The sequence below is a fragment of the Burkholderia sp. MSMB617WGS genome (genome assembly GCF_001532025.2).
In the GTDB taxonomy this organism is placed as follows: domain Bacteria; phylum Pseudomonadota; class Gammaproteobacteria; order Burkholderiales; family Burkholderiaceae; genus Burkholderia; species Burkholderia savannae.
The window spans coordinates 1669845-1691802 of sequence record NZ_CP013458.1; the positions used below are offsets into that span (position 1 = coordinate 1669845).

General features: G+C 66.3%; 25 protein-coding genes. 13 read left to right on the top strand and 12 right to left on the bottom strand.

From position 1 onward, the window contains the following. Positions 1 to 28 precede the first annotated feature (28 nt). Both WT60_RS28055 and WT60_RS28060 read right to left on the bottom strand, forming a co-directional pair. Positions 29 to 340, bottom strand: a complete 312-nt coding sequence (locus tag WT60_RS28055) for a recombinase-like helix-turn-helix domain-containing protein (RefSeq protein ID WP_038744087.1) — start codon at positions 338 to 340, stop codon at positions 29 to 31. A 1-nt stretch (position 341) separates the two neighbouring features. Continuing rightward, positions 342 to 659, bottom strand: coding sequence for a non-heme iron oxygenase ferredoxin subunit (locus tag WT60_RS28060; protein WP_038744084.1), 318 nt, complete (start codon positions 657 to 659; stop codon positions 342 to 344). 434 nt (positions 660 to 1093) lie between these two features. Here WT60_RS28060 and WT60_RS28070 point away from each other — a divergent pair, with 434 nt between their 5' ends. Next, on the top strand, positions 1094 to 2182 hold the full coding sequence (locus WT60_RS28070; RefSeq protein ID WP_038744082.1) for a porin: 1089 nt from the start codon (positions 1094 to 1096) through the stop codon (positions 2180 to 2182). 309 nt (positions 2183 to 2491) lie between these two features. On the opposite strand, the gene WT60_RS28075 is transcribed toward WT60_RS28070, so the two are convergent. Together WT60_RS28075 and WT60_RS28080 are read right to left on the bottom strand one after the other, a co-directional pair. Beyond that, positions 2492 to 3442 (bottom strand): IclR family transcriptional regulator, encoded by a 951-nt coding sequence (locus tag WT60_RS28075; protein ID WP_038744080.1) that lies wholly within the window; start codon positions 3440 to 3442, stop codon positions 2492 to 2494. 78 nt (positions 3443 to 3520) lie between these two features. Further along, positions 3521 to 4147, bottom strand: coding sequence for an alpha-ketoglutarate-dependent dioxygenase AlkB (locus WT60_RS28080; protein WP_038744079.1), 627 nt, complete (start codon positions 4145 to 4147; stop codon positions 3521 to 3523). A gap of 132 nt (positions 4148 to 4279) precedes the next feature. Between WT60_RS28080 and WT60_RS28085 the strand changes: the two genes are divergently transcribed. The 3 genes from WT60_RS28085 (at position 4280) to WT60_RS28105 (ending at position 7389) form a co-directional block, all read left to right on the top strand. Then, complete coding sequence (locus WT60_RS28085; protein ID WP_038744198.1) at positions 4280 to 4864, top strand: malonic semialdehyde reductase; 585 nt, start codon at positions 4280 to 4282, stop codon at positions 4862 to 4864. A 60-nt stretch (positions 4865 to 4924) separates the two neighbouring features. Then, positions 4925 to 6088 (top strand): metallophosphoesterase, encoded by a 1164-nt coding sequence (locus tag WT60_RS28090; protein WP_038744077.1) that lies wholly within the window; start codon positions 4925 to 4927, stop codon positions 6086 to 6088. 584 nt (positions 6089 to 6672) lie between these two features. Next, positions 6673 to 7389 (top strand): MgtC/SapB family protein, encoded by a 717-nt coding sequence (locus WT60_RS28105; RefSeq protein WP_038744074.1) that lies wholly within the window; start codon positions 6673 to 6675, stop codon positions 7387 to 7389. A gap of 20 nt (positions 7390 to 7409) precedes the next feature. Here WT60_RS28105 and WT60_RS28110 read toward each other — a convergent pair whose 3' ends face one another. Next, the gene (locus tag WT60_RS28110) at positions 7410 to 8129 is read right to left on the bottom strand and encodes an autoinducer binding domain-containing protein (RefSeq protein WP_060356577.1); all 720 of its coding nucleotides are present in this window, start codon (positions 8127 to 8129) and stop codon (positions 7410 to 7412) included. A gap of 73 nt (positions 8130 to 8202) precedes the next feature. On the opposite strand from WT60_RS28110, the gene WT60_RS28115 reads away from it, so the two are divergent. The 3 genes from WT60_RS28115 (at position 8203) to WT60_RS28130 (ending at position 10374) form a co-directional block, all read left to right on the top strand. Further along, positions 8203 to 8646 (top strand): DUF4902 domain-containing protein, encoded by a 444-nt coding sequence (locus WT60_RS28115; protein WP_038744070.1) that lies wholly within the window; start codon positions 8203 to 8205, stop codon positions 8644 to 8646. 217 nt (positions 8647 to 8863) lie between these two features. Then, entirely contained in the window at positions 8864 to 9475 is a 612-nt protein-coding gene (bspI1, locus tag WT60_RS28125) for an N-acylhomoserine lactone synthase BspI1 (protein WP_059582528.1), read from the top strand. A gap of 86 nt (positions 9476 to 9561) precedes the next feature. Next, entirely contained in the window at positions 9562 to 10374 is an 813-nt protein-coding gene (locus WT60_RS28130; RefSeq protein WP_038744193.1) for a hydroxymethylglutaryl-CoA reductase, read from the top strand. Here the strand turns inward: WT60_RS28130 and ribA are convergent. Continuing rightward, positions 10337 to 10990, bottom strand: a complete 654-nt coding sequence (ribA, locus tag WT60_RS28135) for a GTP cyclohydrolase II (RefSeq protein ID WP_038744066.1) — start codon at positions 10988 to 10990, stop codon at positions 10337 to 10339. The two genes, WT60_RS28130 and ribA, sit on opposite strands and share 38 nt — an antisense overlap. A gap of 176 nt (positions 10991 to 11166) precedes the next feature. Here ribA and WT60_RS28140 point away from each other — a divergent pair, with 176 nt between their 5' ends. After that, positions 11167 to 11631 (top strand): CBS domain-containing protein, encoded by a 465-nt coding sequence (locus WT60_RS28140; protein WP_038744064.1) that lies wholly within the window; start codon positions 11167 to 11169, stop codon positions 11629 to 11631. 201 nt (positions 11632 to 11832) lie between these two features. Here WT60_RS28140 and WT60_RS28145 read toward each other — a convergent pair whose 3' ends face one another. After that, complete coding sequence (locus WT60_RS28145; protein WP_038744062.1) at positions 11833 to 12174, bottom strand: DUF4148 domain-containing protein; 342 nt, start codon at positions 12172 to 12174, stop codon at positions 11833 to 11835. A 521-nt stretch (positions 12175 to 12695) separates the two neighbouring features. Between WT60_RS28145 and WT60_RS28155 the strand changes: the two genes are divergently transcribed. Next, entirely contained in the window at positions 12696 to 13094 is a 399-nt protein-coding gene (locus WT60_RS28155) for a GreA/GreB family elongation factor (protein WP_038744060.1), read from the top strand. A gap of 248 nt (positions 13095 to 13342) precedes the next feature. Here the strand turns inward: WT60_RS28155 and omp38 are convergent, their stop codons facing one another. Next, positions 13343 to 14467, bottom strand: coding sequence for a porin Omp38 (omp38, locus tag WT60_RS28160; RefSeq protein WP_038744058.1), 1125 nt, complete (start codon positions 14465 to 14467; stop codon positions 13343 to 13345). A 587-nt stretch (positions 14468 to 15054) separates the two neighbouring features. On the opposite strand from omp38, the gene WT60_RS28165 reads away from it, so the two are divergent. From WT60_RS28165 to WT60_RS28175, 3 genes are all read left to right on the top strand, one after another. Continuing rightward, the gene (locus tag WT60_RS28165) at positions 15055 to 15471 is read left to right on the top strand and encodes a YXWGXW repeat-containing protein (protein ID WP_038744056.1); all 417 of its coding nucleotides are present in this window, start codon (positions 15055 to 15057) and stop codon (positions 15469 to 15471) included. 380 nt (positions 15472 to 15851) lie between these two features. Further along, entirely contained in the window at positions 15852 to 16157 is a 306-nt protein-coding gene (locus WT60_RS28170; protein ID WP_038744054.1) for a helix-turn-helix transcriptional regulator, read from the top strand. 49 nt (positions 16158 to 16206) lie between these two features. Next, positions 16207 to 17268: an alkene reductase gene (locus WT60_RS28175; protein ID WP_038744052.1), complete on the top strand. Its 1062-nt coding sequence runs from the start codon at positions 16207 to 16209 to the stop codon at positions 17266 to 17268. Positions 17269 to 17551: 283 nt separating this feature from the next. On the opposite strand, the gene WT60_RS28185 is transcribed toward WT60_RS28175, so the two are convergent. Further along, entirely contained in the window at positions 17552 to 18031 is a 480-nt protein-coding gene (locus WT60_RS28185) for a GNAT family N-acetyltransferase (RefSeq protein WP_038744190.1), read from the bottom strand. Positions 18032 to 18203: 172 nt separating this feature from the next. Between WT60_RS28185 and WT60_RS28190 the strand changes: the two genes are divergently transcribed. Then, the gene (locus tag WT60_RS28190; RefSeq protein ID WP_038744186.1) at positions 18204 to 18815 is read left to right on the top strand and encodes a LysE family translocator; all 612 of its coding nucleotides are present in this window, start codon (positions 18204 to 18206) and stop codon (positions 18813 to 18815) included. Here WT60_RS28190 and WT60_RS28195 read toward each other — a convergent pair. From WT60_RS28195 to WT60_RS28205, 3 genes are all read right to left on the bottom strand, one after another. Continuing rightward, positions 18812 to 19345: a GNAT family N-acetyltransferase gene (locus tag WT60_RS28195; protein ID WP_145986890.1), complete on the bottom strand. Its 534-nt coding sequence runs from the start codon at positions 19343 to 19345 to the stop codon at positions 18812 to 18814. The genes WT60_RS28190 and WT60_RS28195 overlap by 4 nt on opposite strands. A 148-nt stretch (positions 19346 to 19493) precedes the next feature. Then, positions 19494 to 20696: a porin gene (locus tag WT60_RS28200; RefSeq protein ID WP_060356578.1), complete on the bottom strand. Its 1203-nt coding sequence runs from the start codon at positions 20694 to 20696 to the stop codon at positions 19494 to 19496. A gap of 249 nt (positions 20697 to 20945) precedes the next feature. Next, on the bottom strand, positions 20946 to 21884 hold the full coding sequence (locus WT60_RS28205) for a helix-turn-helix domain-containing protein (protein ID WP_059582582.1): 939 nt from the start codon (positions 21882 to 21884) through the stop codon (positions 20946 to 20948). Positions 21885 to 21958 lie beyond the last annotated feature (74 nt).

Sequence of the window (21958 nt, forward strand, 5' to 3'; positions counted from 1 at the left end):
GCTCCGGAAGCGTTTGAGGGCGGCTGCGTCATTCGGCGAGCGCGGCGAGTTCCGCGCAGAAGCGCTCGGCGGTCCACTCGGCGCCGTCGGGCGCGCGAAAGCCAATGCGGTTCAGGCCCGCGACGACGTCCGCCAGCTCGGTCGCGCCGCCTTCGAACACGCGCTCGAGCGCGTCGCCCAGATCGTTCTCGTACTGCGTCGGCTCGGCCTTGCGCGTCTGCCACACGAGATTCGGCATTTGCCCGGGGGTCTCGATCTGCCCCTTGCCCGCGACGTTGTTCGGCTGCGGCGCGCGCCACGGCATGAGGAACGGGTTGAAGTTCACGGTCGTCTCGTTCATGTCATTCCACCTTGATCTGGATTTCTTCGCCGGCGAGCCGCACCGCGTATGTCTTCAGCGCGCGGCCGCCCGGCCCCTTCAGGCACTGGCCGGACTTGATGTCGAACACGGCCTCGTGCAGCGGGCACTCGACCGTGCCTTCGTCGACGAAGCCTTGCGTAAGAAGCGCATACGCGTGCGGGCAGACGTTCTCGAGCGCGTACACCTCGTCGCCGACGCGATAGATCCCGATCTCGACGCCGTCGGTGCGCTTGAACTCGATCGGCGAATCCTCGGACAACGCGCCGGCATGTCCGGCGCAAACCCATTGTTCAGACATCTCACACCCTTCCTTCAAGTCGGCCTGTCCGTTTGTTCCACATGCGGAACATCAGTTTATGGATGGTGATTATAGGAGTGCGTCTCGAAGATCAAAATAAAAAGCTGCAGCTCCTAGGGAAAACACCGATGCGGGGATTCCGTGCGATGCGCCGCAACCCAGGCCAGCCGGGCACGAGATGGGAATTTCGGGTTTTCCCTCGATTTTTCATGATGTTACGAGTGTGTCGTCGGACGAATCGCGCGCGCCGTTCCGATTCGAAAATTTATTTTGTTCCTGTCAATTTTCGCCCCTATACTCCATTCCACCAAAGGCACAAAGTTCCATATATGGAACACAAGAAGGCCAAATACTCAGCCGTGGGAACGCGCGTGGCCGACTCTTTCGCGCGCGGCCACCGCCCGCGTCATTCGAAGCGAAGGTCAGGAGATCAGATGGTCAAGCATGCGGTAGCAGCATTACTCGGGGCGGGCGTCGCCGCCGGCGCGTGGGCGCAGAGCAGCGTCACGCTGTATGGCAGCCTCGACGCCGGCGTCGCGTACGTGAACAACGCCGGCGGCGGCGCGAAGTGGTCGATGATTCAGGGCAACACGCAGCCCGACCGATGGGGCCTGAAAGGCGTCGAGGATCTGGGCGGCGGCCTGAAGGCGATTTTCCAGCTCGAAAACGGCTTCTATACGAACAGCGGCCAGATGGCGGCGGCGGGCACGATGTGGAACCGCCAGGCGTTCGTCGGCCTGAATTCGGACAAGCTCGGCACGCTGACGCTCGGCCATCAGACGCCGTTCAACTTCGACTGGCTCGACCCGCTGTCGACCGCGTTCCTCGCGCAGAGCTGGTACGCGTTCCATCCGGGCAACCTCGACCAGCTCGCGGACACGAGCACGGTGCCGTTCAACAACTCGGTCAAGTACCGGTCGCCCACCTACGCGGGCTTCACCGCGGGCGCGATGCTCGGCTTCGGCAACACGACGAACTTCTCGACCGGCCGGACAATGAGCTTCGGCGTCAACTACGCGAACGGCCCGTTCAAGGCGGCCGCAGTCTATTCGAACGAGCACGACCAGGCGTTCTCGATGGCGACCGTCGGCGGCATCGCCGGGCCGGGCGGCACGTTCCAGGGCATGCCCGTCGCGAATTACGTCGCAAAGAAGGCGGAGAACATGGGCGCGGGGCTGTCGTACCAGTTCGGGCCGCTGCTCGTGCACGGCCTCTACACGCGCGTGAAGCTGCAGGCGAACGGCCACTCGGACACGTTCCAGAGCTACGACACCGGCGCGAACTATCAGACGTCGCCGTTCAACGTGATTGCGGGCGGCGCGGCGACATCGACGCTCGCCGGCCGCCGCTGGACGCAGTTCGAGCTCGGCGATACGTATTCGCTGTCCAAGCGCACCCAGCTCTATGCGAACGTGCTCTACGAGCACGCGAGCGGCAATGCGAAGGCGGCGTTCTTCACGGCGGGCGTGTCGAGCACGGCGAACCAGGTGATCCTTCTGGCGGGGATTCATCACTCGTTCTGACGTTGCTCCGATCGCGGCGTGACGCCGCGCGGGCGCGCCGAGCACCCGTCGCGTGACGAGCGGGCGGCGCGCAACGCGGCTTCGCCGCGGCGGCCCAGCACGCCGCAGCGGCAGCGCGCGGATGCAAAAAAGCCCTCGCTTCGTGCGAGGGCTTTGTCTTTTGAAGCGTCGTCGAGAAGAACCTCAAAGACCGATCAGCCAGTTCGAACCGCCACCGCCGCAGCCCGATTCGCCTCGCGCCGCATCGTGCGCCGCCCGCGCTGCCCGCACATCCCACGCGCCCCGCGCCGCCCGAGACGAACGAAGCGATCAGAACAACGCGACCTTGTGCCGCGCGTGCGCGACGGTCGGATCGCTGTCGAGCGGCCGATAGTTCAGGCGCTGCGACAGATCGACGGCCGCGCCGCACACCACTTCGACGAGCCGCTCCTTTTCATCGGCCGAGCCGATCTCCGAGCGCGGCACCGTCGCCGTGATCGCGGCGACGATCGAGCCCGAGTGATCGCGCACGGGCGCCGTCACCGCCGAGATTCCGCTCTCGAACGCGCCCTCGCTTACCGCATAACCGAGGCGCGCGTAATGGCGCACGCGCTCGTAAAGCTCGTCGACGGTCGCGGGCGTATGCTCGGTGAACGCTTCGAGCCGCTTTTCCGGATAGAGCTGGCGCATCGCGTCGCGCGTCAGGTCGCCCATCAGCACATGGCCGTGCACGGTCGCGTGCGCGGGCAGCCGCGTGCCGACGTGCACCTTCACCGAGCCGAACATCGGCGCGTTGCTCTGCGCCTTCGCGACGAACACGACGTCGCGCCGGTCGCGGATCAGCAGATGCGCCGACAGGCCGGTCGCATCGCGCAGGCGCTCGAGCACCGGCGTGCCGAGGTCGGTCAGTTCGAGCGAGTTCAGATATTCGAAGCCGAGTCGCAGCACGCCGACGCCGAGCCGAAAATGACGGTCGCCGTTCGCGCGCTCGATGAAGCCGAGCGCCTCGAGCGTCTGCAGCAGACGGAACGTCGTCGTGCGCGGAATGCCGATTCGCTTCGACAGCTCCGGCGCGCTCAGCACCGGCTCGCGCGCGGAAAACTCGGCCAGGATGCGCAGCCCGCGTTCGAGCCCCGGAACGAGATAGGACGACGCGCCGCCCGCGGCTTCGTCGTCGGCCGCGTCAGGCGCTGCGGCCGCAGCGGCCGTGGCGTGGCGCGGATTGCCCGTTGCGGCGTCGGCGGCACGCTTCGCCGCGGCTGTCGTGGTGGTTTTGGCCATGTCGGCTGCAGTGGACGGAAAGAAACCGAATCATAACGCGAAGGCTGCCCGGTTTTGACGCACGGGCAGCGCCCGCCGTCATCCGCCCGCCAGCGGCCGGACGCGCCGCGCGGCGGCGGGCGGCGCGCTCACCCAGCGAAACGTCAGGTTGATCCGCTCGCCCTGCACGGCGGGCTCCTTCGGCACGCGGTGCCGCCATTCCTGCTGGGTACGTCCGCGCATCACGAGCAGGCTGCCGTTCGTCAGACGATATGCATGCGCAACGCCCGTCCCGTTGTGCCGCAAATCGAAAATGCGCGTCGCGCCGAGGCTCAGCGACGCGATCACCGGCTCGGCGCCGAGCTCCGGTTCGTCGTCCGCGTGCCAGCCCATGCTGTCGAAACCGTTGCGATAGCGGTTCAAAAGCACGCTGTTGAAGCGCGCGCGGCTCGCCGCCTCGACCATCCGCTTCAGCTCGAGCACGGCGGGCGTCCAGGGCGCCGGTTCGTTGCGGATACCGGAGTACACGTAGATCGCCTGCGGTTCGCCCTGCCACGCGGTCAGGCGCGGCAGCGGCAGCAGGCCGCGCGGCGTGCGCATCGTGTCCTGCCGCCACGCGACCTCGTCGACGAGGCGCGCATGGAAACGGTCTGCGTCGGCGGGCGCGAGCCAGTCCGGATGCCAGTCCACATCGGGTTTCGGCAGGTCGTCGAACAAATCGAACATCGTCGGTCAAAATCTCCGCATCCGGCTATCATCGCGGAATGGCGCGCATCGCATCGTGCGGCGCCGCGCCGCCCTGTTCAAATTCTAGCCGCGCAAACGCAAAGCCGTTTGCGCGCTCATCCGGATCTCGACATGACTCTTTCCGATTCCGCCCTCGATCAAATTTTCCGCACCGCGCGCACGCACAACGCGTGGCAGCCGAGGCCCGTCGACGACGCGCTGCTCCACCAGCTGATCGACCTCGTCAAATACGGCCCGACGTCGGCGAACTCGAGCCCCGCGCGCTTCGTGTTCGTGAAGTCGCCGCAAGCGAAGGCGAAGCTCGAGCCCGCGCTGTCCGAGGGCAATCGCGCGAAGACGATGGCCGCGCCCGTCACGGTGATCGTCGGGATGGATCTCGCGTTCTACGATCATCTGCCGAAACTCTTTCCGCACGCGGACGCGCGCAGCTGGTTCGCGGGCAACGACGCGCTGATCGAAGCCACGGCGTTCCGCAATTCGTCGTTGCAAGGCGCGTACCTGATCGTCGCCGCGCGCGCGCTCGGCCTCGACGCGGGCCCGATGTCCGGCTTCGATCAGGCGGCCGTCGACGCCGCGTTCTTCGCCGGCACGTCGATCAAATCGAACTTCCTCGTGAACCTCGGCTACGGCGACCCCGCCGGCCTGTTCCCGCGCAGCCCCCGCTTCTCGTTCGACGAAATCGCGCGCATCGCATAATCGTGCAACGGGCGGCGCGTGCGCGCGCCGCCTTCTCCCCAGTTCCTCCCGTTCCCGCCCATGCGACGCGTTTCATCGTTTCTGCTGCGCCTCACGATCATCGGCGTGCTGCTGCACGTGTACGTCGGCTTTCGCCTCCTTCCCGACCTCGCGTCGCCCGCCGCCCGCTACGCGGGCGCGCTGTGGCTCGTCGCGTCGTGCTTCCTGATTCCGCTCGGGATGCTCTCGCGCGTGTTCGAGCGGCAGCCGCTCGGCGATCGCATCGCATGGGTCGGGCTCGTCGCGATGGGCTTCTTCTCGTCGCTGCTCGTGCTCACGCTTGCGCGAGACGTGCTGCTCGCGTCGCTCGTCACCATCGACGCGCTCGCGCCCGGCGCGGTGTCGCTCGCGCACTGGCGCACGCAGACGGCGGCCGGCGTGCCGCTCGCGGCGCTCGCGGTCAGCGTCGTCGGCTTCGTCAATGCGCGACGCCGCGCGCGCGTCGTCGACGTCGACGTGCCGATCGACGACCTGCCCGCCGCGCTCGACGGCTTCACGATCGTGCAGATCAGCGACATCCACGTCGGCCCGACGATCAAGCGCGGCTACGTCGAGGCGATCGTCGACGCGGTCAACCGGCTCGAGCCGGACCTCGTCGCGGTGACGGGCGACGTCGTCGACGGCACGGTCGCGCAGCTCGCGGGCCACGCGGCGCCGCTCGGCGGGCTGCGCGCGCGGCACGGCGCGTACGTCGTGACGGGCAATCACGAGTACTACTCGGGCGCCGACGAATGGATCGCCGAGTTCCGTCGCATCGGCCTCGACGTGCTCCTCAACGAGCACCGCACGCTCGACCACGGCGACGGCAGGCTCGTGATCGCGGGCGTCACCGACTACTCGGCGGGCCACTTCGATCCCGCGCATCGCAGCGATCCGGACGCGGCGCTCGCGGGCGCGCCCGTCGACGTGCGCATCCGCGTGCTGCTCGCGCACCAGCCGCGCAGCGCGACCGCGGCGGCCGATGCGGGCTTCACGCTGCAATTGTCGGGCCACACGCACGGCGGCCAGTTCTTCCCGTGGAATTTCTTCGTGCGCCTCCAGCAGCCGTTTACCGCGGGGCTCGCGCGGCTCGGCGGGCTGTGGGTCTATACGAGCCGCGGCACCGGCTACTGGGGGCCGCCGAAGCGGCTCGGCGCGCCGTCGGAAATCACGCGATTGCGTCTCGTGCGCGACGACGGGAACTAAGCGTGCGCGCCGTCGATGCCGAATGCCGAATGCCGAATGCCGAATGCCGAATGCCGAATGCCGAATGCCGAATGCTGAACGCCGAAGGCAGAACGCGATTCGACGGACCATAGAAGAGACGAATGTCGAGGCAAACGCCCACGCTCGCCGTCGCCTGCCGGATCGATTCATGCGGAATCCCGACGATATCCACTCCGCAACGTCTGCACCCCGCCCGCGTTCGCGCATCGCCGCGGCCGTCACGGAATGTCGCCGGACGTCGCCCACCCGAGCGCCCGCGCAGCCGCTCTTGCGGGTTGACTCGCGCGACGGGTCCCGCCTAGAATGCCGGCCATCCATCCTTTCAGGAACCGTCGTGGACAGTAGCAGCGCAACGTCCGCACGCCGCTTCGCCTGAACGCCCGCCTGCCGGCCCAGTCGCCGCCGCGCGCGTTCATCGGAACGCGTGCGATTTCCCGATTCACACAAACGCATCGATTCGCGCGCTAAAGTGGCGTGCGGCGCACGATGCATGCGCGCCCGCTCGGGACGCTCGCGCCGCCGCGCTCCGTCGCGCGCCGCGCACTCGGCATGGCAGAACACCAATGACTTTCGAATTCGCACTTCGCCTCTTCACCGCATTCGCCTGCGGGGTCGCCATCGGCCTCGAGCGGCAAATCCGCCAGCGCACGGCCGGCCTGCGCACGATCACGCTCGTCGCGAGCGGCGCGTGCCTCTTCGTCACGCTCGGCGTGCTGACGGGCAACGGGATTCCCGGCGTCACGCAGATCGCCGCTTACGTCGTGTCCGGCGTCGGCTTTCTCGGCGGCGGCGTCATCATGCGCGACAAAGGCTCAATCCAGGGCATCAACACCGCGGCGACCCTCTGGTGCTCGGCCGCGGTCGGCGTGCTGTCCGGCGCCGGCCACTACATGCCCGCGCTCGCGGGCACGGGCGTCGTACTGCTGACGAACACGCTGCTGCGCGGCGTGAGCCAGGCGATCAACGCGACGCCCGTCTCGAACGCCGATCTCGTGCGCGAATATCAGATCATCGTGATCTGCCTCGCGTCGGACGAAGTGCACATCCGGACGCTGCTGTCGAATTCGATGTATGCGAAGCCGCTGTCGTTCCAGAGCCTGACGAGCGAGGACGTGCCGCGCGAGCCCGACGCGCCCGAGCGCATCAAGGTGACGGCGACGCTCAAGCTGCACCCGAAGGATCAGCAGAAGCTCGAGCAGATCGCGAGCCGCATGAGCATGGAAAAGAGCATCTCGAGCGTGAGCTGGACGGCGAAGGAGGCCGAGCCGATGATGGAGTGACGCGGGCGCGCCCGCGCCGCTCACGGCGCCTCGATGAGCCCCATCGCGATCGCCTTCACGACGGCCTGCACCTTGTTCGTCGCGCCGAGCTTGTCGAGGATGTTGTTCACGTGGAAGTTCACGGTGCGCTCGGAGATGTTGAGGATCTGGCCGATCTCGCACGCCGTCTTGCCCTCGCCCGTCCAGCACAGCACTTCGCGCTCGCGATGCGTGAGCGACACGCCCGATTCGGGCGCGAGCTTCGGCACGAGGAAGCGGCTCATCAGCGAGTGCGACATGTTCGCGAGCCAGTTCGCCTGCAGCGTCAACTGATTGATCTCGGCGGGCGTCAGGCGATCCGTGTGCCGCGCGATCGTCAGGAGCCCGAACACCCCGCGCGGCGCCCAGCTCGACTGCGCGACGCCGACGGCCAGCCCGTGATCGCGCGCGTCGCGCCATAGCGTCGTCTCCTCGACGCTGCTCGCCTCGGGCCAGACGATCATGTTCGAGCAGAGCGCGCCGTCGCGCACGGTCGGATCGACCTCCAGGTAGTTCATCTCCTGATAGCGCTCCATCCAGCCGTTCGGATAGGTGTCGAAGATCGCCACCGCCGGCTTCGAGATCGGCAGCGGCACGCGTATGCCATAGCAGCAATATTCGAAGCCGAGCCGCTTCGAGTACGCGGCGATCTGTTGAAAGAGCTGCTGCTCGTTTTCCGCGGCGCTAAATTGAAGATAGGCATCTTGCCAGCGCAGTTCCATTCGTTCTCCAGCAGCTTCACGCTGTCATACTTGCTAGGTTTCAGCACGCGCGCGGACTGATACATTCCGCGGCATGAATTCACCATTGCTCCACCGCTTTTGCGGCCCATCCACCGACGGCTACGTGCGCCTTCCCGTGCACGCGCTCGCGGAGCTGCAGCTCGTGCACGTGTCGTCCGGAATCGATTCCGGATTGCTCGTCGAGCTGCGCGCGAGCGAAATCGACGCCCGTCTCGCCGGCTACACCGAATGGGAGCGGCCGTCGAGCACGTGCGCCGCGCACGTCACCGTCGGCTGGGACTGGTACGTCGACGGCTCCACGGGCGCATTCGTCATAGCATGGGGCGACGTGCGCAGCAACGTGATGGGCGTGGACGGCAACGGTCTCGACATCGGGATGGACCCGACGTCGGCCGCGCTGTCACGCCGGCTCGCCCAGTTGAACTGGCCGTCCGCAGTCGCCGCCGCGATGTTTCGTCGCGGCGATTTTTCGCACGCGGGCCCCACTCTGCAATGATGCGCATTGGTGCAATTAGTGCATATTGTCCAATTTTCCTCGAACGTTGCGGATTGACAAGCAAATTATTCAATCTTTGCAACCCGGCACTGACGAAATCCGCCAAAGCTCCCCCACCCGCCTCGCCATCCCGACCCTGTAAGGGTTAACAGTTACTTGTCCTCGGAGCGCGCGATGTAATGCGCCCATTCCAAAGTACACGCACGAGGACGACACCATGCGAACTTTCGTTCATGGCGACGGGCGCCTGCCGAGCGACTTGGCGGCTGATCTGGGCCTTTATCGGCACCGCGTTTTCGTCGAGCAGCTCGGCTGGAAGCTACCGTCGGCAAGCGAAGGGTTCGAGCGGGACCAGTACGACCGTGACGACACCGTCTACGTGTTCGCCCGCGACGACGACGGCGAAATTTGCGGTTGCGCGCGGCTGCTGCCGACCACCCGCCCGTATCTTCTGCAGGAACTGTTCCCGAGCCTCGTCGCGAACGACATGCCGCTGCCGCAGGCCGCGGCCGTCTGGGAGCTGTCGCGCTTCGCCGCGAACGCGGAAGATCCGGCCGGAAGCGGCAATCCGGCGTGGGCAGTGCGGCCGATGCTCGCCGCCGTCGTCGAGTGCGCGGTGCGGCGCGGCGCGAAGCAGTTGATCGGCGTGACCTTCCTCAGCATGGAGCGGCTGTTCCGCCGGATTGGCGTGCACGCGCACCGGGCCGGGCCCGCGCAACAGATCGACGGGCGCATGGTGGTCGCGTGCTGGATCGATCTCGATGCACAGACGCTCGCCGCACTCGGCCTCGATCCGCTGCTGTGCGCGCCGCGCGCCGAAGCGGCCTGAGCGCGCGATTGTCGGCCCTCGGAACCGTGCCGTTCGCCATTCAAGGAGATATATACACCGTGGACCATTCATCGGTATTTCGCGCGATGCTGCCCACGTTCGATGCCGGCGAAACCCGCATCGCCGTCGCCTTCCCGTCGTTCGCCGGGCGCCTGCCGCTCGTGCGGCTCGGCAGGCAGGGGCTCGTCTTTCGCGCGCGCGGCGCGATGCCGCCCGTCTGCGGACTGCCCCGCTCCGCGACGCTGTATCTCGACGACGAGCCGCTCTGCACGCTGCGCCTCGTGATCCGCGAAGTCGACTCGTGCGACGACGGCGCGCACGACCTGACGATGCAGCCGTCGGCCGCGAACGGCGACGCGCTCCTCTGGCATGCGCTGCGCACGCGTTGCCGGCATGCGCGGGCGCCGCTCGCGCAACGCGCACCGGGCGGCCGAGCGCCGTCGGCGGCCAACGCGCCAGCGGCGTCGCGCCGGCGCGACGCGTCGACGCGCGACGAACCGTGCGGCTCGCAAGCGGCCGGGGCCGGCATGCGCGTGACGCGCAGCGCGGCGTTCCGGCTCGCGGACCGCGGCGACGCCCTCTTTTTCGCCGATTGGCTCGAATACCACTTCGACGAATTACGCGCGCTCGCGCAAGGCCTGTCGCCGCGGCTGCACCTGAACGAGCTCGAGCGGCACCTGACGGGCGACGAGGTCGACGTGCGCTTCGTCTACGACATCGACGGCCACGCGGACCGTAGAATGCTCACCGATTGCGCGCGGCAAGCATGCGAGTGGATCGCGGCCGAGATGCGCCGCCGCTTCGATCTACCGATTGCCGAGCAGCGCTTCGGCGCGCGCAAGCCGCGCCGCGCAATGCGCTCTACTCGTTTTCGTCGAAATAATAGTGGCCGAACTTGAGCTGCTTCGTCCGAATATAGCGCTCGTTCTCCTCGCGCACCGGCACCGCGAGCGCGACACGCTCGCAGACCGGGATGCCGTGCCGCACGAGCGTGTCGAACTTCTTCGGGTTGTTGCTCATCAGTCGGACCGACGTGACCTTCAGTATCCGCAGGATCGCGGCGGCGGAATCATACTCGCGCGCATCGTCCGGCAGGCCGAGGTCGAGGTTCGCCTCGACGGTGTCGCGCCCCTGCTCCTGCAGCGCATACGCGCGGATCTTGTTGCTCAGGCCGATCCCGCGGCCTTCGTGTCCGCGTAGATACAGCAGCACGCCGCGCCCCTCGGCCGCGATGTAGCGCAAGGCGAGATCGAGTTGCTCGCCGCAATCGCATCGATACGAGCCGAACACGTCGCCCGTCAGGCATTCGGAATGAAGCCGCGTCAGCACCGACGGCTGCTCGGCGACATCGCCCATCACCAGCGCGAGGTGCTCGGCATCGCCGCCCGCGACGCGAAACGCATACGACGTGAAGGTGCCGTAGCGGGTGGGAAGCGTCGCCGTGGCGACGAGCGTCACGCACTCGGGCACGGCGCCGTCGTCGGGCTGCGGCGATTCAGGATGCGAAGACTTCATGGAATGCATCAAACGAAAGAATTAAGGAATGTTCTGGATGGCGAGTGGACGGAGTTTACCGCTAATCTGCGAACTGAACGCACCCGCCCGCGGACGCCGATCTATACTGGATTCTTCACCCGACGCGGCGGCCGCGCGCCGCCTTCCGTGAATCGCCCAGCCAAGGGAGACAGCGTATGAGCCTCACCGTCGCACAGATTCTCAGGTCCAAGCCTGATTCGGGACGCACGATTCACACGATCGAGAAGTCCGATTCCGTCTACAACGCGATCAAGCTGATGGCCGAAAAGAGCATCGGCGCGCTGCTCGTGATGGACGGCGCGGACATTGCCGGCATCGTGACGGAACGCGACTACGCGCGCAAGGTGGTGCTCCTCGACCGTTCGTCGAAGGCGACGCGCGTCGAGGAAATCATGACGTCGAAGGTGCGCTACGTCGAACCGACGCAGACGAGCGACGAGTGCATGGCGCTGATGACGGAACACCGGATGCGCCACTTGCCCGTGCTCGACGACGGCAGGCTCATCGGGCTCGTGTCGATCGGCGACCTTGTGAAAAACGTGATCGCCGATCAGCAGTTTACGATCGATCAGCTGGAGCATTACATCCACGGAATTCCGGCTGCCGTGCACCCGCAGTAGACACGCGCCACGGCGCCTATCAAAAAATGCCCAAACGCATCGCGTCTGGGCAAAGCCGCCGAAGTGCGGCGACGGAGGTTCGGCTCTGCACTCGCGAGCCTCGCGCATCGCACGGGCTCGCGGTTTATGGAATCGACCTCTTCAGGGTTGCCGGCGGCGCTCGGCGCTGCCGGGTGCATTCAGTACGACGTGCCGATCCAGTCAGTTGCCGAAGTAGACCGAATGGCCAAACGAAGGCGAAGTCGGCGACATGCTCGCGCGGCTGCCGGATTCCGATGCGCCGGCCGGCTGCACGCCATAGCCGCTCGTGTCGGCGTGCGTGAGCGTTTGCTGCGCGGGGCGCATGCGTTGCGAAGCAGCCTGGACATTCGCCGGATACTGGGTCTCGCCGGATTCGGGCTTGTAGCCGTTCTGCTCGAGCTGGACGAGCTCGGACTTCACTTGCTCGCGGGTCAGCGGCTGTTGCTGGTCGGCTTGCGCGAAAGAAGCGAGCGGCGCGACGAGCATCGACGCGGCAACGGCTGCATAGACGAACGATTTCATGATGGACCTCCGGAATGTTGTATTGGCGTCGCTCCAGGCACCGTTGTCCGAAGCGATTGATTCCAGTCTAGTCACCGGCATTACAAGGGGAAACCCCTAGTTTAAACATACAGCGTTGCATCAATAGCAATAATTTCAGGCTGTATTGCAGCCGAAAGCCAGTCAAAAGCATCACGACGGCAACAATGGGAAGCGACGCCACAGGCTCGCTCGCCTGCTGTCCGGTTCGTCGTTTTGTTGTATATTTGTAAAGTTTGTCCCGTCTTTCGTCTTTCGTTTCATTGCCTCGATCATGCGCACGCAGACCTTCCACGCCAATATTGCGCACCGCCCGCGCGGTGCGCGCGCGGCCGTGGTCGCCGTCGCGACGCCTCCCCTCCTTCGAAGCACGCTTGCAGCGCCGCTCGCCGCGGCCCGGCGCTTGACCTGACAGCAGCCTCCATCCCGGAGCCGCGTCAGCCAGGCTCCGGGCGATCCCGCAGGTTGGCCACGCCACCCAAGCCGATCATTTGGAGACTGTCATGAAGAACAGGATTTATCAGCTCACCGAACTCGACGTCGCGCGCCTCGAAAAGCACGCGGAACGCAACCCTCGCTACCAGGAAATGCTCGACACGCTGCTAGAGCGTGCGGATATCGTCGAGCCCGACAAGATTCGGGCAAACGTCGTCACGATGAACTCGCAGATCAAGCTGATCGACGAAACGGCCGGCCAGGACATGACCTGGACCATCGTCTATCCGGATGCGGTCAACTTCGAACAGGGCCGGCTGAACGTGTTTTCTCCGGTCGGCATGGCGCTGCTCGGCGCACGCTGCGGCGAAAAAGTGAAAGTCACGCTGCCGGGCGGCGCGGACGCGACGCTGAAAATCGCCGAGATCGTGTACCAGCCGGAAGCGAGCGGCGATTACACCTACTGAACGGCGGCGAATCGCCGGATGCGGCACGGTAGCCGGGCAAGCACGGCCGGCTAGCCAGCCGGCCGCACAGCACGAATGCCGAAGAACGGGCGCGCCGCCCGTCGACGTCGACCCACCAAGAGAAAAGCGAGGATGCATGTGCAACCCTCGCTTTTTTCTTTCACCTCGACGCGCATCGCATCGGCGTCGCGCATAAAAAAAGGCGCCCGAAGGCGCCTTTTCGAGACTGGACAAGCCAGCCGTCAAGCTTAGAAGCGGTGACGCAGACCAACCGTTGCCGCGGTTTGGTTGATCGACGTGCTGAACGGCGTGCTGAGGTCGCCGTTGTAGATCGACGCGTTCGCGTTCTTCGACGAACGTTGGTACACAGCTTGTGCATACACGTCGGTGCGCTTCGACAGAGCGTAGTCGGCCTGGACGCCAACTTGGTTCCAGTGCTGGCTTTCGCCGTTTGCCTTCGCGTTCGTGTACGTGTAAGCAACGCCCAGACCCAGTGCCGGCGTCAGGTTGTACTTCACGTTGGCTTCGTAGTTGTCGGCACGGATGGTCGGCGTGCCGTTTGCCAGGTTGTCGAGGCGCGATTGCGTCCACAGCACGCCGCCTTGCAGCGGGCCGTACGCGTAGCTTGCGCCAGCGCCGTACACGCGCGAACGGCCTTGGATGTTCGCCGCGTTCGTGCCGCCGATGTTGAAGCCGGTCAACGGATCCGTTGCGCCCGTGGTGTTCGCGCCAGCGTTGTTAGCTTGCGAGTACGCAGCACCGACCTTCAGGCCTTGGAACTGGTACGAAGCGCCCGCGCTGTATGCACGGTTGTTCGCGAATTGCGAGTTGTTCGAGAACGAGTACGTGCCGCCGAATTGCAGGCCGGCGTAGTTCGCGCTCGTGAACTTGACCGTGTTGTTCACCGCGACGTCGCCGTTCGTGTTCAGGCGGTCGTTGTTGAGCGGGTGAGCGAAGTACGTGCCGCCCCAGGTGCCCGTTGCCGACAGCGGCGACAGGTAGTCTTGGGTTGCGTCGTACTGACGGCCCAGCGTGACGGTGCCGTAGTTGCTCGACAGGCCGACGAACGCTTGACGGTTGAACATGCCGCCACCGTTGTTGAAGCGGCCGTTACCGATGTTGAAGCCGCTTTCCAACGTGAAGATTGCCTTCAGGCCGCCACCCAGGTCTTCCGAGCCGCGCAGACCGAAACGGCTTTGATCGACGCCCGAGCCGACCGACCACAGCGACTTGCCCGAGCCCGACGGCGTCGCGACGTTGCTTTGGTACGTGATGCCTGCGTCGAGCACGCCGTACAGCGTGACGCTGCTTTGCGCGTGTGCGACGGTGGCGAACGATGCAGCAACTGCTGCAACAATCAGAGTCTTGTTCATGCGTGGAGCTCCCTTTTAAAAAAGGTAGGCCTTGCGACCTCGTTTCGATAAACGGTCTGCAACCGCCCGGAAGCGCCATATCGGCTTGCGAAACTTCCTGCATGGCCGCGCCCGGATGGTTGCCCGTTCTGGGAACCGTGAGTTTAGGGGTGTACCCTAGGGGCGCCATTCGCGAATAAAGAAATAAGCTTTTCCAGAACTAGAAATAATAGAAATGCCGACCTCTTATAAGTATTTGTTTTGTCGCAAGTTTTTGACCTCTTGACACCTCCTTTTTGGCGGTCTCGCCAAGATCATTCCTCTGTGTCAGCGTCTTGACGGTTGCGTATAAACAACAAACGCCTTCCAGTAAAACCGGCGGATTCGGTATTTTTTACTCATTTAAGCGCACTCGGCGTCGCCAAAACGAAAGACTATCGCCAGCATACTTTCGATAGATCTCGTTCGCTCCACCAGTCCGCACCACGGTTGGGCGCCGTAACAGCCGTTACAGGGTTCGTAACGATAGCCTGCTTGCAACGCGTTAGGGTCGAACCTGCGGCGGCGCTTCGGCTTGCGCCGCTTCCGGTTCACTCCATGGAGCAACCATGAATCGACGTCAATTTCTCCACACGCTTTCGCTCGGCGGCATCGCACTTGCCGGCGGCCTCGGATTCGGCACCGCCGCAACCGCCCAGCAGCCGCCCGGGCCGCCGCAATCGCCACAGTCGCCGCCCGGCTATCGGCCGCCCGACTACCGCCCGCCGATGCAGCCTCAGCCCGCCAGGCCGCCGTACCATGGTCGCCCGGACCGTCCGCCGCCGCCGCTTCGGCACGAGCGCCGCCCCGCGCCGCCGCGCCCGCGCGGTTATGTATGGACGAGCGGCTATTGGGGCTGGCGCGGCGGCCGGTATGTATGGATTCCGGGCCGCTGGATCGCGGCGCGCCCCGGCCACCGCTGGGTGCCCGGCCATTGGCAGCAACGCTCGGGCGCCTGGATCTACATCGAAGGGCGATGGAATTGAGCGCGTCTCGCGGGCGCGCGAATGCCGGCCGCGACGCGGATCGCTCGAGGAGCGCGGCTATTCGGCGCGTTCGATGAACGGCAAGCGAACTCGCGGCCGGCGCAGCGGTTCGTCGGAGCAGTTCGTCGGAGCAGTTCGTCGGAGCGGTTCGTCGACCGATACGGCGATGCGGATCGCCGTGCGATGGTGCGGGCGCGATTGCGGGAAGCGCAACGCAGGCAATCGTCCGCCCGCCTCCCGCCGAGGCGGGCACCACGGACGCTATCGCGCCGATTGCGAACATCAATCGCCCCTAGTCAATAGAGTGTTGCTGTCTATATCGTCATTGACCGATCTAAGCTTCGGGGACCGACGATCCGCACGATTGCACCGCCCTGCCGATGAATCTCGACGCCGACGCCATTCACAAAGCGCTCGCGAGCCCCGTGCGCCGCGCGATCCTCGCGTGGCTCAAGGAGCCGGACAAGCACTTCCCGGCCTCGCACGCAGGACCGTTTCCGCACGGGGTCTGCGCAGGCCAGATCGATGCGCTGTGCGGACTGTCGCAATCGACCGTGTCCGCGCATCTCGCCGCGCTCGAGCGCGCCGGGCTCGTCACGTCGACCCGCGTCGGCCAATGGGCGTTCTTCAAGCGCAACGACGCGGTGATTCAAGCGTTTCTCGATTCGCTGCATCGCGGCCTTTGACACCCGCCCGTTCGCCGCAAGGGCTTAGCCACACTCGATGAGGTCCCTCATGCCTTCTCTGTTCGATCCGCTGACCATCGGCGACCTGACGCTGCCGAACCGCATCATCATGGCGCCGCTGACTCGCGCCCGCGCCGGCGATTCGCGCGTTCCCAACGCGCTGATGGCGCGGTACTACGCCGAGCGCGCGTCCGCGGGGCTCATCATCAGCGAGGCGACATCGGTCACGCCGCAGGGCGTCGGCTACGCGAACACGCCCGGCATCTGGTCACCCGAGCAGGTCGAGGGCTGGCGGCAAGTGACGGACGCCGTTCATGCGGCCGGCGGCCGTATCTTCCTGCAGCTCTGGCACGTCGGCCGCGTATCCGACCCGGTCTTTCTCGACGGCGCGCTGCCCGTCGCGCCGAGCGCGATCGCGCCCGGCGGCCACGTGAGCCTCGTGCGCCCGCAGCGGCCCTATGTGACGCCTCGCGCGATCGAGCTCGACGAGATCCCGGGCGTCGTCGCCGCATTCCGCCGCGGCGCGGAGAACGCGCGCGCGGCCGGCTTCGACGGCGTCGAGGTGCACGGCGCGAACGGCTATCTGCTCGATCAGTTCCTGCAGGACGGCTCGAACCGCCGCACCGACGCGTACGGCGGCTCGATCGAGAATCGCGCGCGCCTCTTGCTCGAGGTGGTCGACGCGGCGATCGACGTCTGGGGCGCGGCGCGCGTCGGCGTGCACCTCGCGCCGCGCGGCGATTCGCACACGATGGGCGATTCGAACCCGGCCGCGACGTTCGGCTACGTCGCGCGCGAACTCGGCCGACGCAACATCGCATTCCTGTTCGCGCGCGAATCGCTCGGCGGCGACGCCATCGGCCCGCAATTGAAGGAAGCGTTCGGCGGCCCGTTCATCTCGAACGAGAAATTCACGCTCGAAAGCGCGCAAGCGGCGCTCGAAGCCGGGCAGGCGGACGCGGTCGCGTGGGGCCAGCTCTTCATCGCGAATCCGGACCTGCCGCGTCGATTCGAGCTGAATGCGCCGCTCAATCAGCCGAATTCCGCGACGTTCTATTCGGAAGGCGAAACGGGGTATACGGATTACCCGACGCTCGAAAGCGCGGCGTGAGGACGTTTGTGGACCGGGGCGGGCCGATCGCGGGTGGTTGAGCGTCGGCTCTTCCGGTTTTCGGAATTCGGCGTGGCGGCCGGTGTTCGGTGTTCGGTGTTCGGTGGTCGGTGTTCGGTGGTCGGTGGTCGGTGGTCGGTGGTCGGTGGTCGGCGGTCGGCGGTCGGCGGTCGGCGGTCGGCGGTCGGCGGTCGGCGGTCGGCGGTCGGCGGTCGGCGGTCGGCGGTCGGCGGTCGAGCATGGTCGGTGTACCGTTCGTCGAATTCCAGCGCCGATGCCGGCGCTACTCGCCGACGGGGCGGCTCATGAACACGCGCTGCGATTCGTCGAGCCCGTGCGCGACGTGCGCCGCGCGTATCGCCGCCAGCACGGGATCGAGCATGTCGTCGTCGAGATCGACGAAGCCGAGGCGGCGGTAATACGGCGCGTTCCACGGCACGTGCCGGAACGTCGACAGCACGATCTGCCGCACGCCCGCGCCGGGCGCGCGCGCCGCGACGGCCTCGATCAGCGCGGAGCCGATTCGCCGCCCCGCATGCTCGGGCGCAACGTCCAGTTCCTCGAGATAGAGACGCGACGCGTCGAGCATTCTGTACATCGCAAAGCCGACGATGCGTCCGCAGGCGTCATCGACGGCGACGAGCGCGCGATCGCCGTCGATCCGCGCGCGCAGATCGGCCAGGTCGGTCGGCGGGCTTGACGCGATGTGCGGCATGCCGACATCGCCGAAACGGCGCGCGGCGGCGGCTTCGATGTCGGCCATCAGCGGCGCTTCATCGATGCGCGCGGCACGGATGCGGATCGGGGTTCGTTGCGCGGTGGAGTCGGATTCGGTCACAGTCGAATGGCCAATCGGTCGGTTGGATGCGAGTCGCCGCCACTATAATGAATTCTTCGCGTCGTTTGCCATCGTGCATCGCACCGGGAGATTCGACATGCCGCTTTCCAGCCTGGCCGTCTTCGCCGCCGCACTCCTGATCGCCGCCGGCTCGCCGGGCCCGAGCATCGCCGCATTGGTCGCCCGCGTACTGACGAACGGCATGCGTGATGTCCTGCCGTTTCTCGCGGCGATGTGGCTTGGCGAAGTGATCTGGCTCACGTGCGCGGTCGCGGGGCTCGCCGTGGTCGCGCGCACGTTCGCGGTCGGCTTTCTCGTGCTGAAGTTCGTCGGCATCGCCTACCTGCTGTTTCTCGCGTGGAAGATGTGGTTCGCGCCCTCCGACGTACAATCCGGCACGCTTCCGAGCGGACAATCGCCGTTGCGCATGTTCCTGGCCGGTCTCGCGGTTACGCTAGGGAACCCGAAAATCATGATCTTCTACGTCGCATTACTGCCGACGATGGTCGATCTGTCGCACGTCGGCGCCGTCGCATGGTTCGAGTTGACGCTGACGCTGCTGGTCGTATTGATCGCGATCGACTGCACATGGGCGTTGCTCGCCGCGCGCGCCCGAGCGCTGCTGACGAGCCGTCGCGCAGTGAAGGCCGCCAATCGAGCGAGCGCGGCCGCGATGGCGGGCGCCGCCGCCGCGATCGCGACGCGCTAGCCGCGCGGCAAAACGATGCGCCTGTGCGCCATTTCGCGCAGGCAGCGCCGCCAGACCGCGCGCCGCGCGTCAGCAACGCTTGGAGAAATGCACGAGGTGTCCGCCTTTGAACGCCTCTTCGCGATCGATCCCACAACCTGGCCGACCGCACATCTCGACGTTCCGGACAAACAACGTGTTCGTGTAGCGGCGGATCTCCACGCGGCCGCGCGACGCCGCCCCCCCCGTTGCGCGAAGTCCGGCAATCGGCGAGCGAGGCCCCACCCTTGATACGCCGGCAGAACCGCGACGTTCTCGATCGCCACGTGATCGTCGTTGAGCACCAGTTCGATCAGCGCGACCGGAATTTCGCCGGCCTCCATCAAATGAACGAGAGGATTCGCCACCGCCTCGGCATGATCCGCCGTCATCCGCTTAGACTCACGGCCGACGAGCGGCACCCGTTTCGCATGCGCCGCTCGCGTCAACGCGCGAATCGCGGACACGTCCCGAGGGGCCGCCCGCCTCGGCGCGGAAATCGCTGCGTTCATTGCAGCCTCTGCCGATAACACGCAATCGCTCAATCGCGCGTTGCGACAACGTGGCGAGCACAGCCGCATTCGCTCCTTCCCGCGCGGTTCGCGCAGAAATGAAGCGCCTCCTCGGCGCTCGCGCGCACGTTCCCGCATTCGCCGTGTGTCAGAAATCCACCTTCACCCCCGCCATCACCGCGAGTTGTCGATTCGAGTTGCTGTTCGCGAGCACGGGAATCTGCGCGTAATTCGCGGGGGCGCCGTTCGCGTCGCTGCCGAGCCCGCGCCCCGATGCGATCTGGCCGATCGCGACCGCGTAGAGCACAGTCCGTTTCGACAAGCTGTAGTTCGCGCCGACATTCAGTTGATGAAAGCGCGTCGTCCCGCGCGGGTCGGCCTTCGCATTGTTGAAAATGTACGCGACGCCGCCGCGCAGCATCGGCGTGAACGCATACGCCGCGTTCAGCTCGGCGATGTCGAACGCGATCGACGCGCGCGACGGATGCGCGGCAGCCGCAAAATACGCGCTATCGCCCAAACGAGTATGCGTGTACGTGAGCGCGATGGTCGCTTCGCCGAACGCGATCGATCCGCCGACGCCGAACGCCTGCATCGACACCCCATCCTGAAGCAAGCAGTACATCGCGCCCGCGTTGCCGCACGCGAAATCGCCGATGTATCCGCTCGCGCCGCCGAGCGCCGCGTCGAGCGGCTGCCGCAAGTTCAAATAGCCGATGCCGAACGATACCGGCGCGCGGTTGTATGCGGCCGCGACCGCATAGCCGCGATGCGCCGAAAAATCCCCCGCCCGGCCGCCGAAGCTGAACGTGCCGCCGAACGTCAGTCCGTGAAAATCGGCGCTCGTGAACTTGATCGCGTTGTTGAAGTTGAACGCCGCGTTCAGATTGTCGACGTCGCCGAGATGCGAGCCGTACGGGGTCGCCCAGTTGTTGCTCGAAACATATGCGCCGAGCGTATCGGTGTACGAATCGTATTGGCGTCCGACGCCGAGCGTGCCGTACGCTTCGTGACGCAGGCCGACCCACGCCTGGCGGCTGAACGCCGCGCCGCCCTGCAATGCCTGGCCGTTCGCCGACAGGAACTGCTGCTCGAGCGCGAACACTGCCTTCAAGCCGCCGCCGAGCGCCTCCGCGCCTTGCAAACCCCATCGCGACGGCACCAGGTTTCCGCCGCCCATTAGCCATGCGTGGCCGCCGCTCACGCCGCCGTCCGCGTGCGTGACCTGCTGATTGGTCGAATAGATGACGCCGGTGTCCACCGTGCCGTACAGCGTGACGCTGCTTTGCGCGCAAGCGGGCGCGACGGCTGCGCCGGCGACGCCGGCCGCGATCCAGGCTTTGATCCGCATGTCCCCCACTCCCGTCGTTGATTTGGATTGCCAATCGACTGGTCGACGCGGCTCGATCGGCGGCAGTGGTGGAACTCTATCCAGCGAAAATCTTGGCCCTGTATCCCAAATCGGCAAATGCGTCGCCGCGATGACGGGCGAGGTCGGGATTGCGAACGGACAGACGTGCGCACGGGCGCTTCGCGCACGCAGCGGACGCGGCGCGGGCGGCGGACGCGGCGCGCACGCAACGCGCCATGCCGACGACGTTCAGGACGAGCGCCGCGTCTGCGACGGCAGCTCGCCGAACAGGCCGCGATACTCGCGTGCGAAATAGCCGAGATGCGTGAAGCCCCAACGCGCGGCGGCCTCGCCGACGCATAGCGCATCGGCGGACGTCGTGCGCAGCAGGCGGCGCACCGCGTTCAGGCGGATCGTTCGCAAGTAGGTGACGGGCGTCACGTCGGCGACGCGCTGGAAGCTCGTCTGCAGCGTGCGCCGGCTGCAGCGCAGCGCGCGGCACAGCTCGAGCACCGTCACGGGCTCTTCGGGCCGCGCCCCCAGATAACGCTCGCAGCGCCGGACGATGTCGCTGTACGTCGCATGCGTGATGTCTCGCCGCTCTTCGCCCACCGCGCTCGCGAGCGCATCGAGGAACACGCCGAGCATCGCATCGCGAAACATCTTGCGCGTCGCGTCGTATTCGAGCCACGCCGGGTTGCGCTGCGCCTCGTCGATGTACGTCGACAGGCGCGCGCCGAGCGCCGCGCCCCGCTCGTCCGCGAGCCGGATCACGTGTCGCGGCGCGCGGCTGTCGCGCGTTCCGAATTCTGCCTCGCACAGCTCGTCGATCATGTCCGGTGCGGCGCTGATGCCGACGAGCCGCATCCCCTCCGGCGTGTAGAACTCGAAATCCTCGCTGGGGCGCAGCGCGAGAAGCGCGTAGCCGTCGACGTGCTGCCGCTGGAACGTCCCCGACAGCGGCGCGAGCACGGGCACCGCGAGCGACATGCGCCCCTCCGGCGACATGCCCGTCTGCGCGACGCGGCGGTTCGTCGTTTCGCGGAAGAAATGGAAATCGTCGTACAAAACCTGCGTGACCGTGCCCTTGAAACGGCCGGGCGTCATCTGCCGGTAGACCTGACGCCAGCCGGCGATGGCGAGCCCGTGGTCGTGGACGTCTTCGAGCGAACGCGACTGGAACAACATCGATGCCTCCAGAGAATTCCGATGCGGCGTGACGGCGGCGGCGACAGCCACCCGCGCGGCGGTGCGCACGCGCT

Bases quoted from the DNA above. Each gene is read 5' to 3' on its own strand.
- WT60_RS28055 (WP_038744087.1), bottom strand. From the start codon at position 340: ATGAACGAGACGACCGTGAACTTCAACCCGTTCCTCATGCCGTGGCGC.
- WT60_RS28060 (WP_038744084.1), bottom strand. From the start codon at position 659: ATGTCTGAACAATGGGTTTGCGCCGGACATGCCGGCGCGTTGTCCGAG.
- WT60_RS28070 (WP_038744082.1), top strand. From the start codon at position 1,094: ATGGTCAAGCATGCGGTAGCAGCATTACTCGGGGCGGGCGTCGCCGCC.
- WT60_RS28075 (WP_038744080.1), bottom strand. From the start codon at position 3,442: ATGGCCAAAACCACCACGACAGCCGCGGCGAAGCGTGCCGCCGACGCC.
- WT60_RS28080 (WP_038744079.1), bottom strand. From the start codon at position 4,147: ATGTTCGATTTGTTCGACGACCTGCCGAAACCCGATGTGGACTGGCAT.
- WT60_RS28085 (WP_038744198.1), top strand. From the start codon at position 4,280: ATGACTCTTTCCGATTCCGCCCTCGATCAAATTTTCCGCACCGCGCGC.
- WT60_RS28090 (WP_038744077.1), top strand. From the start codon at position 4,925: ATGCGACGCGTTTCATCGTTTCTGCTGCGCCTCACGATCATCGGCGTG.
- WT60_RS28105 (WP_038744074.1), top strand. From the start codon at position 6,673: ATGACTTTCGAATTCGCACTTCGCCTCTTCACCGCATTCGCCTGCGGG.
- WT60_RS28110 (WP_060356577.1), bottom strand. From the start codon at position 8,129: ATGGAACTGCGCTGGCAAGATGCCTATCTTCAATTTAGCGCCGCGGAA.
- WT60_RS28115 (WP_038744070.1), top strand. From the start codon at position 8,203: ATGAATTCACCATTGCTCCACCGCTTTTGCGGCCCATCCACCGACGGC.
- bspI1 (WP_059582528.1), top strand. From the start codon at position 8,864: ATGCGAACTTTCGTTCATGGCGACGGGCGCCTGCCGAGCGACTTGGCG.
- WT60_RS28130 (WP_038744193.1), top strand. From the start codon at position 9,562: ATGCTGCCCACGTTCGATGCCGGCGAAACCCGCATCGCCGTCGCCTTC.
- ribA (WP_038744066.1), bottom strand. From the start codon at position 10,990: ATGAAGTCTTCGCATCCTGAATCGCCGCAGCCCGACGACGGCGCCGTG.
- WT60_RS28140 (WP_038744064.1), top strand. From the start codon at position 11,167: ATGAGCCTCACCGTCGCACAGATTCTCAGGTCCAAGCCTGATTCGGGA.
- WT60_RS28145 (WP_038744062.1), bottom strand. From the start codon at position 12,174: ATGAAATCGTTCGTCTATGCAGCCGTTGCCGCGTCGATGCTCGTCGCG.
- WT60_RS28155 (WP_038744060.1), top strand. From the start codon at position 12,696: ATGAAGAACAGGATTTATCAGCTCACCGAACTCGACGTCGCGCGCCTC.
- omp38 (WP_038744058.1), bottom strand. From the start codon at position 14,467: ATGAACAAGACTCTGATTGTTGCAGCAGTTGCTGCATCGTTCGCCACC.
- WT60_RS28165 (WP_038744056.1), top strand. From the start codon at position 15,055: ATGAATCGACGTCAATTTCTCCACACGCTTTCGCTCGGCGGCATCGCA.
- WT60_RS28170 (WP_038744054.1), top strand. From the start codon at position 15,852: ATGAATCTCGACGCCGACGCCATTCACAAAGCGCTCGCGAGCCCCGTG.
- WT60_RS28175 (WP_038744052.1), top strand. From the start codon at position 16,207: ATGCCTTCTCTGTTCGATCCGCTGACCATCGGCGACCTGACGCTGCCG.
- WT60_RS28185 (WP_038744190.1), bottom strand. From the start codon at position 18,031: ATGGCCGACATCGAAGCCGCCGCCGCGCGCCGTTTCGGCGATGTCGGC.
- WT60_RS28190 (WP_038744186.1), top strand. From the start codon at position 18,204: ATGCCGCTTTCCAGCCTGGCCGTCTTCGCCGCCGCACTCCTGATCGCC.
- WT60_RS28195 (WP_145986890.1), bottom strand. From the start codon at position 19,345: ATGAACGCAGCGATTTCCGCGCCGAGGCGGGCGGCCCCTCGGGACGTG.
- WT60_RS28200 (WP_060356578.1), bottom strand. From the start codon at position 20,696: ATGCGGATCAAAGCCTGGATCGCGGCCGGCGTCGCCGGCGCAGCCGTC.
- WT60_RS28205 (WP_059582582.1), bottom strand. From the start codon at position 21,884: ATGTTGTTCCAGTCGCGTTCGCTCGAAGACGTCCACGACCACGGGCTC.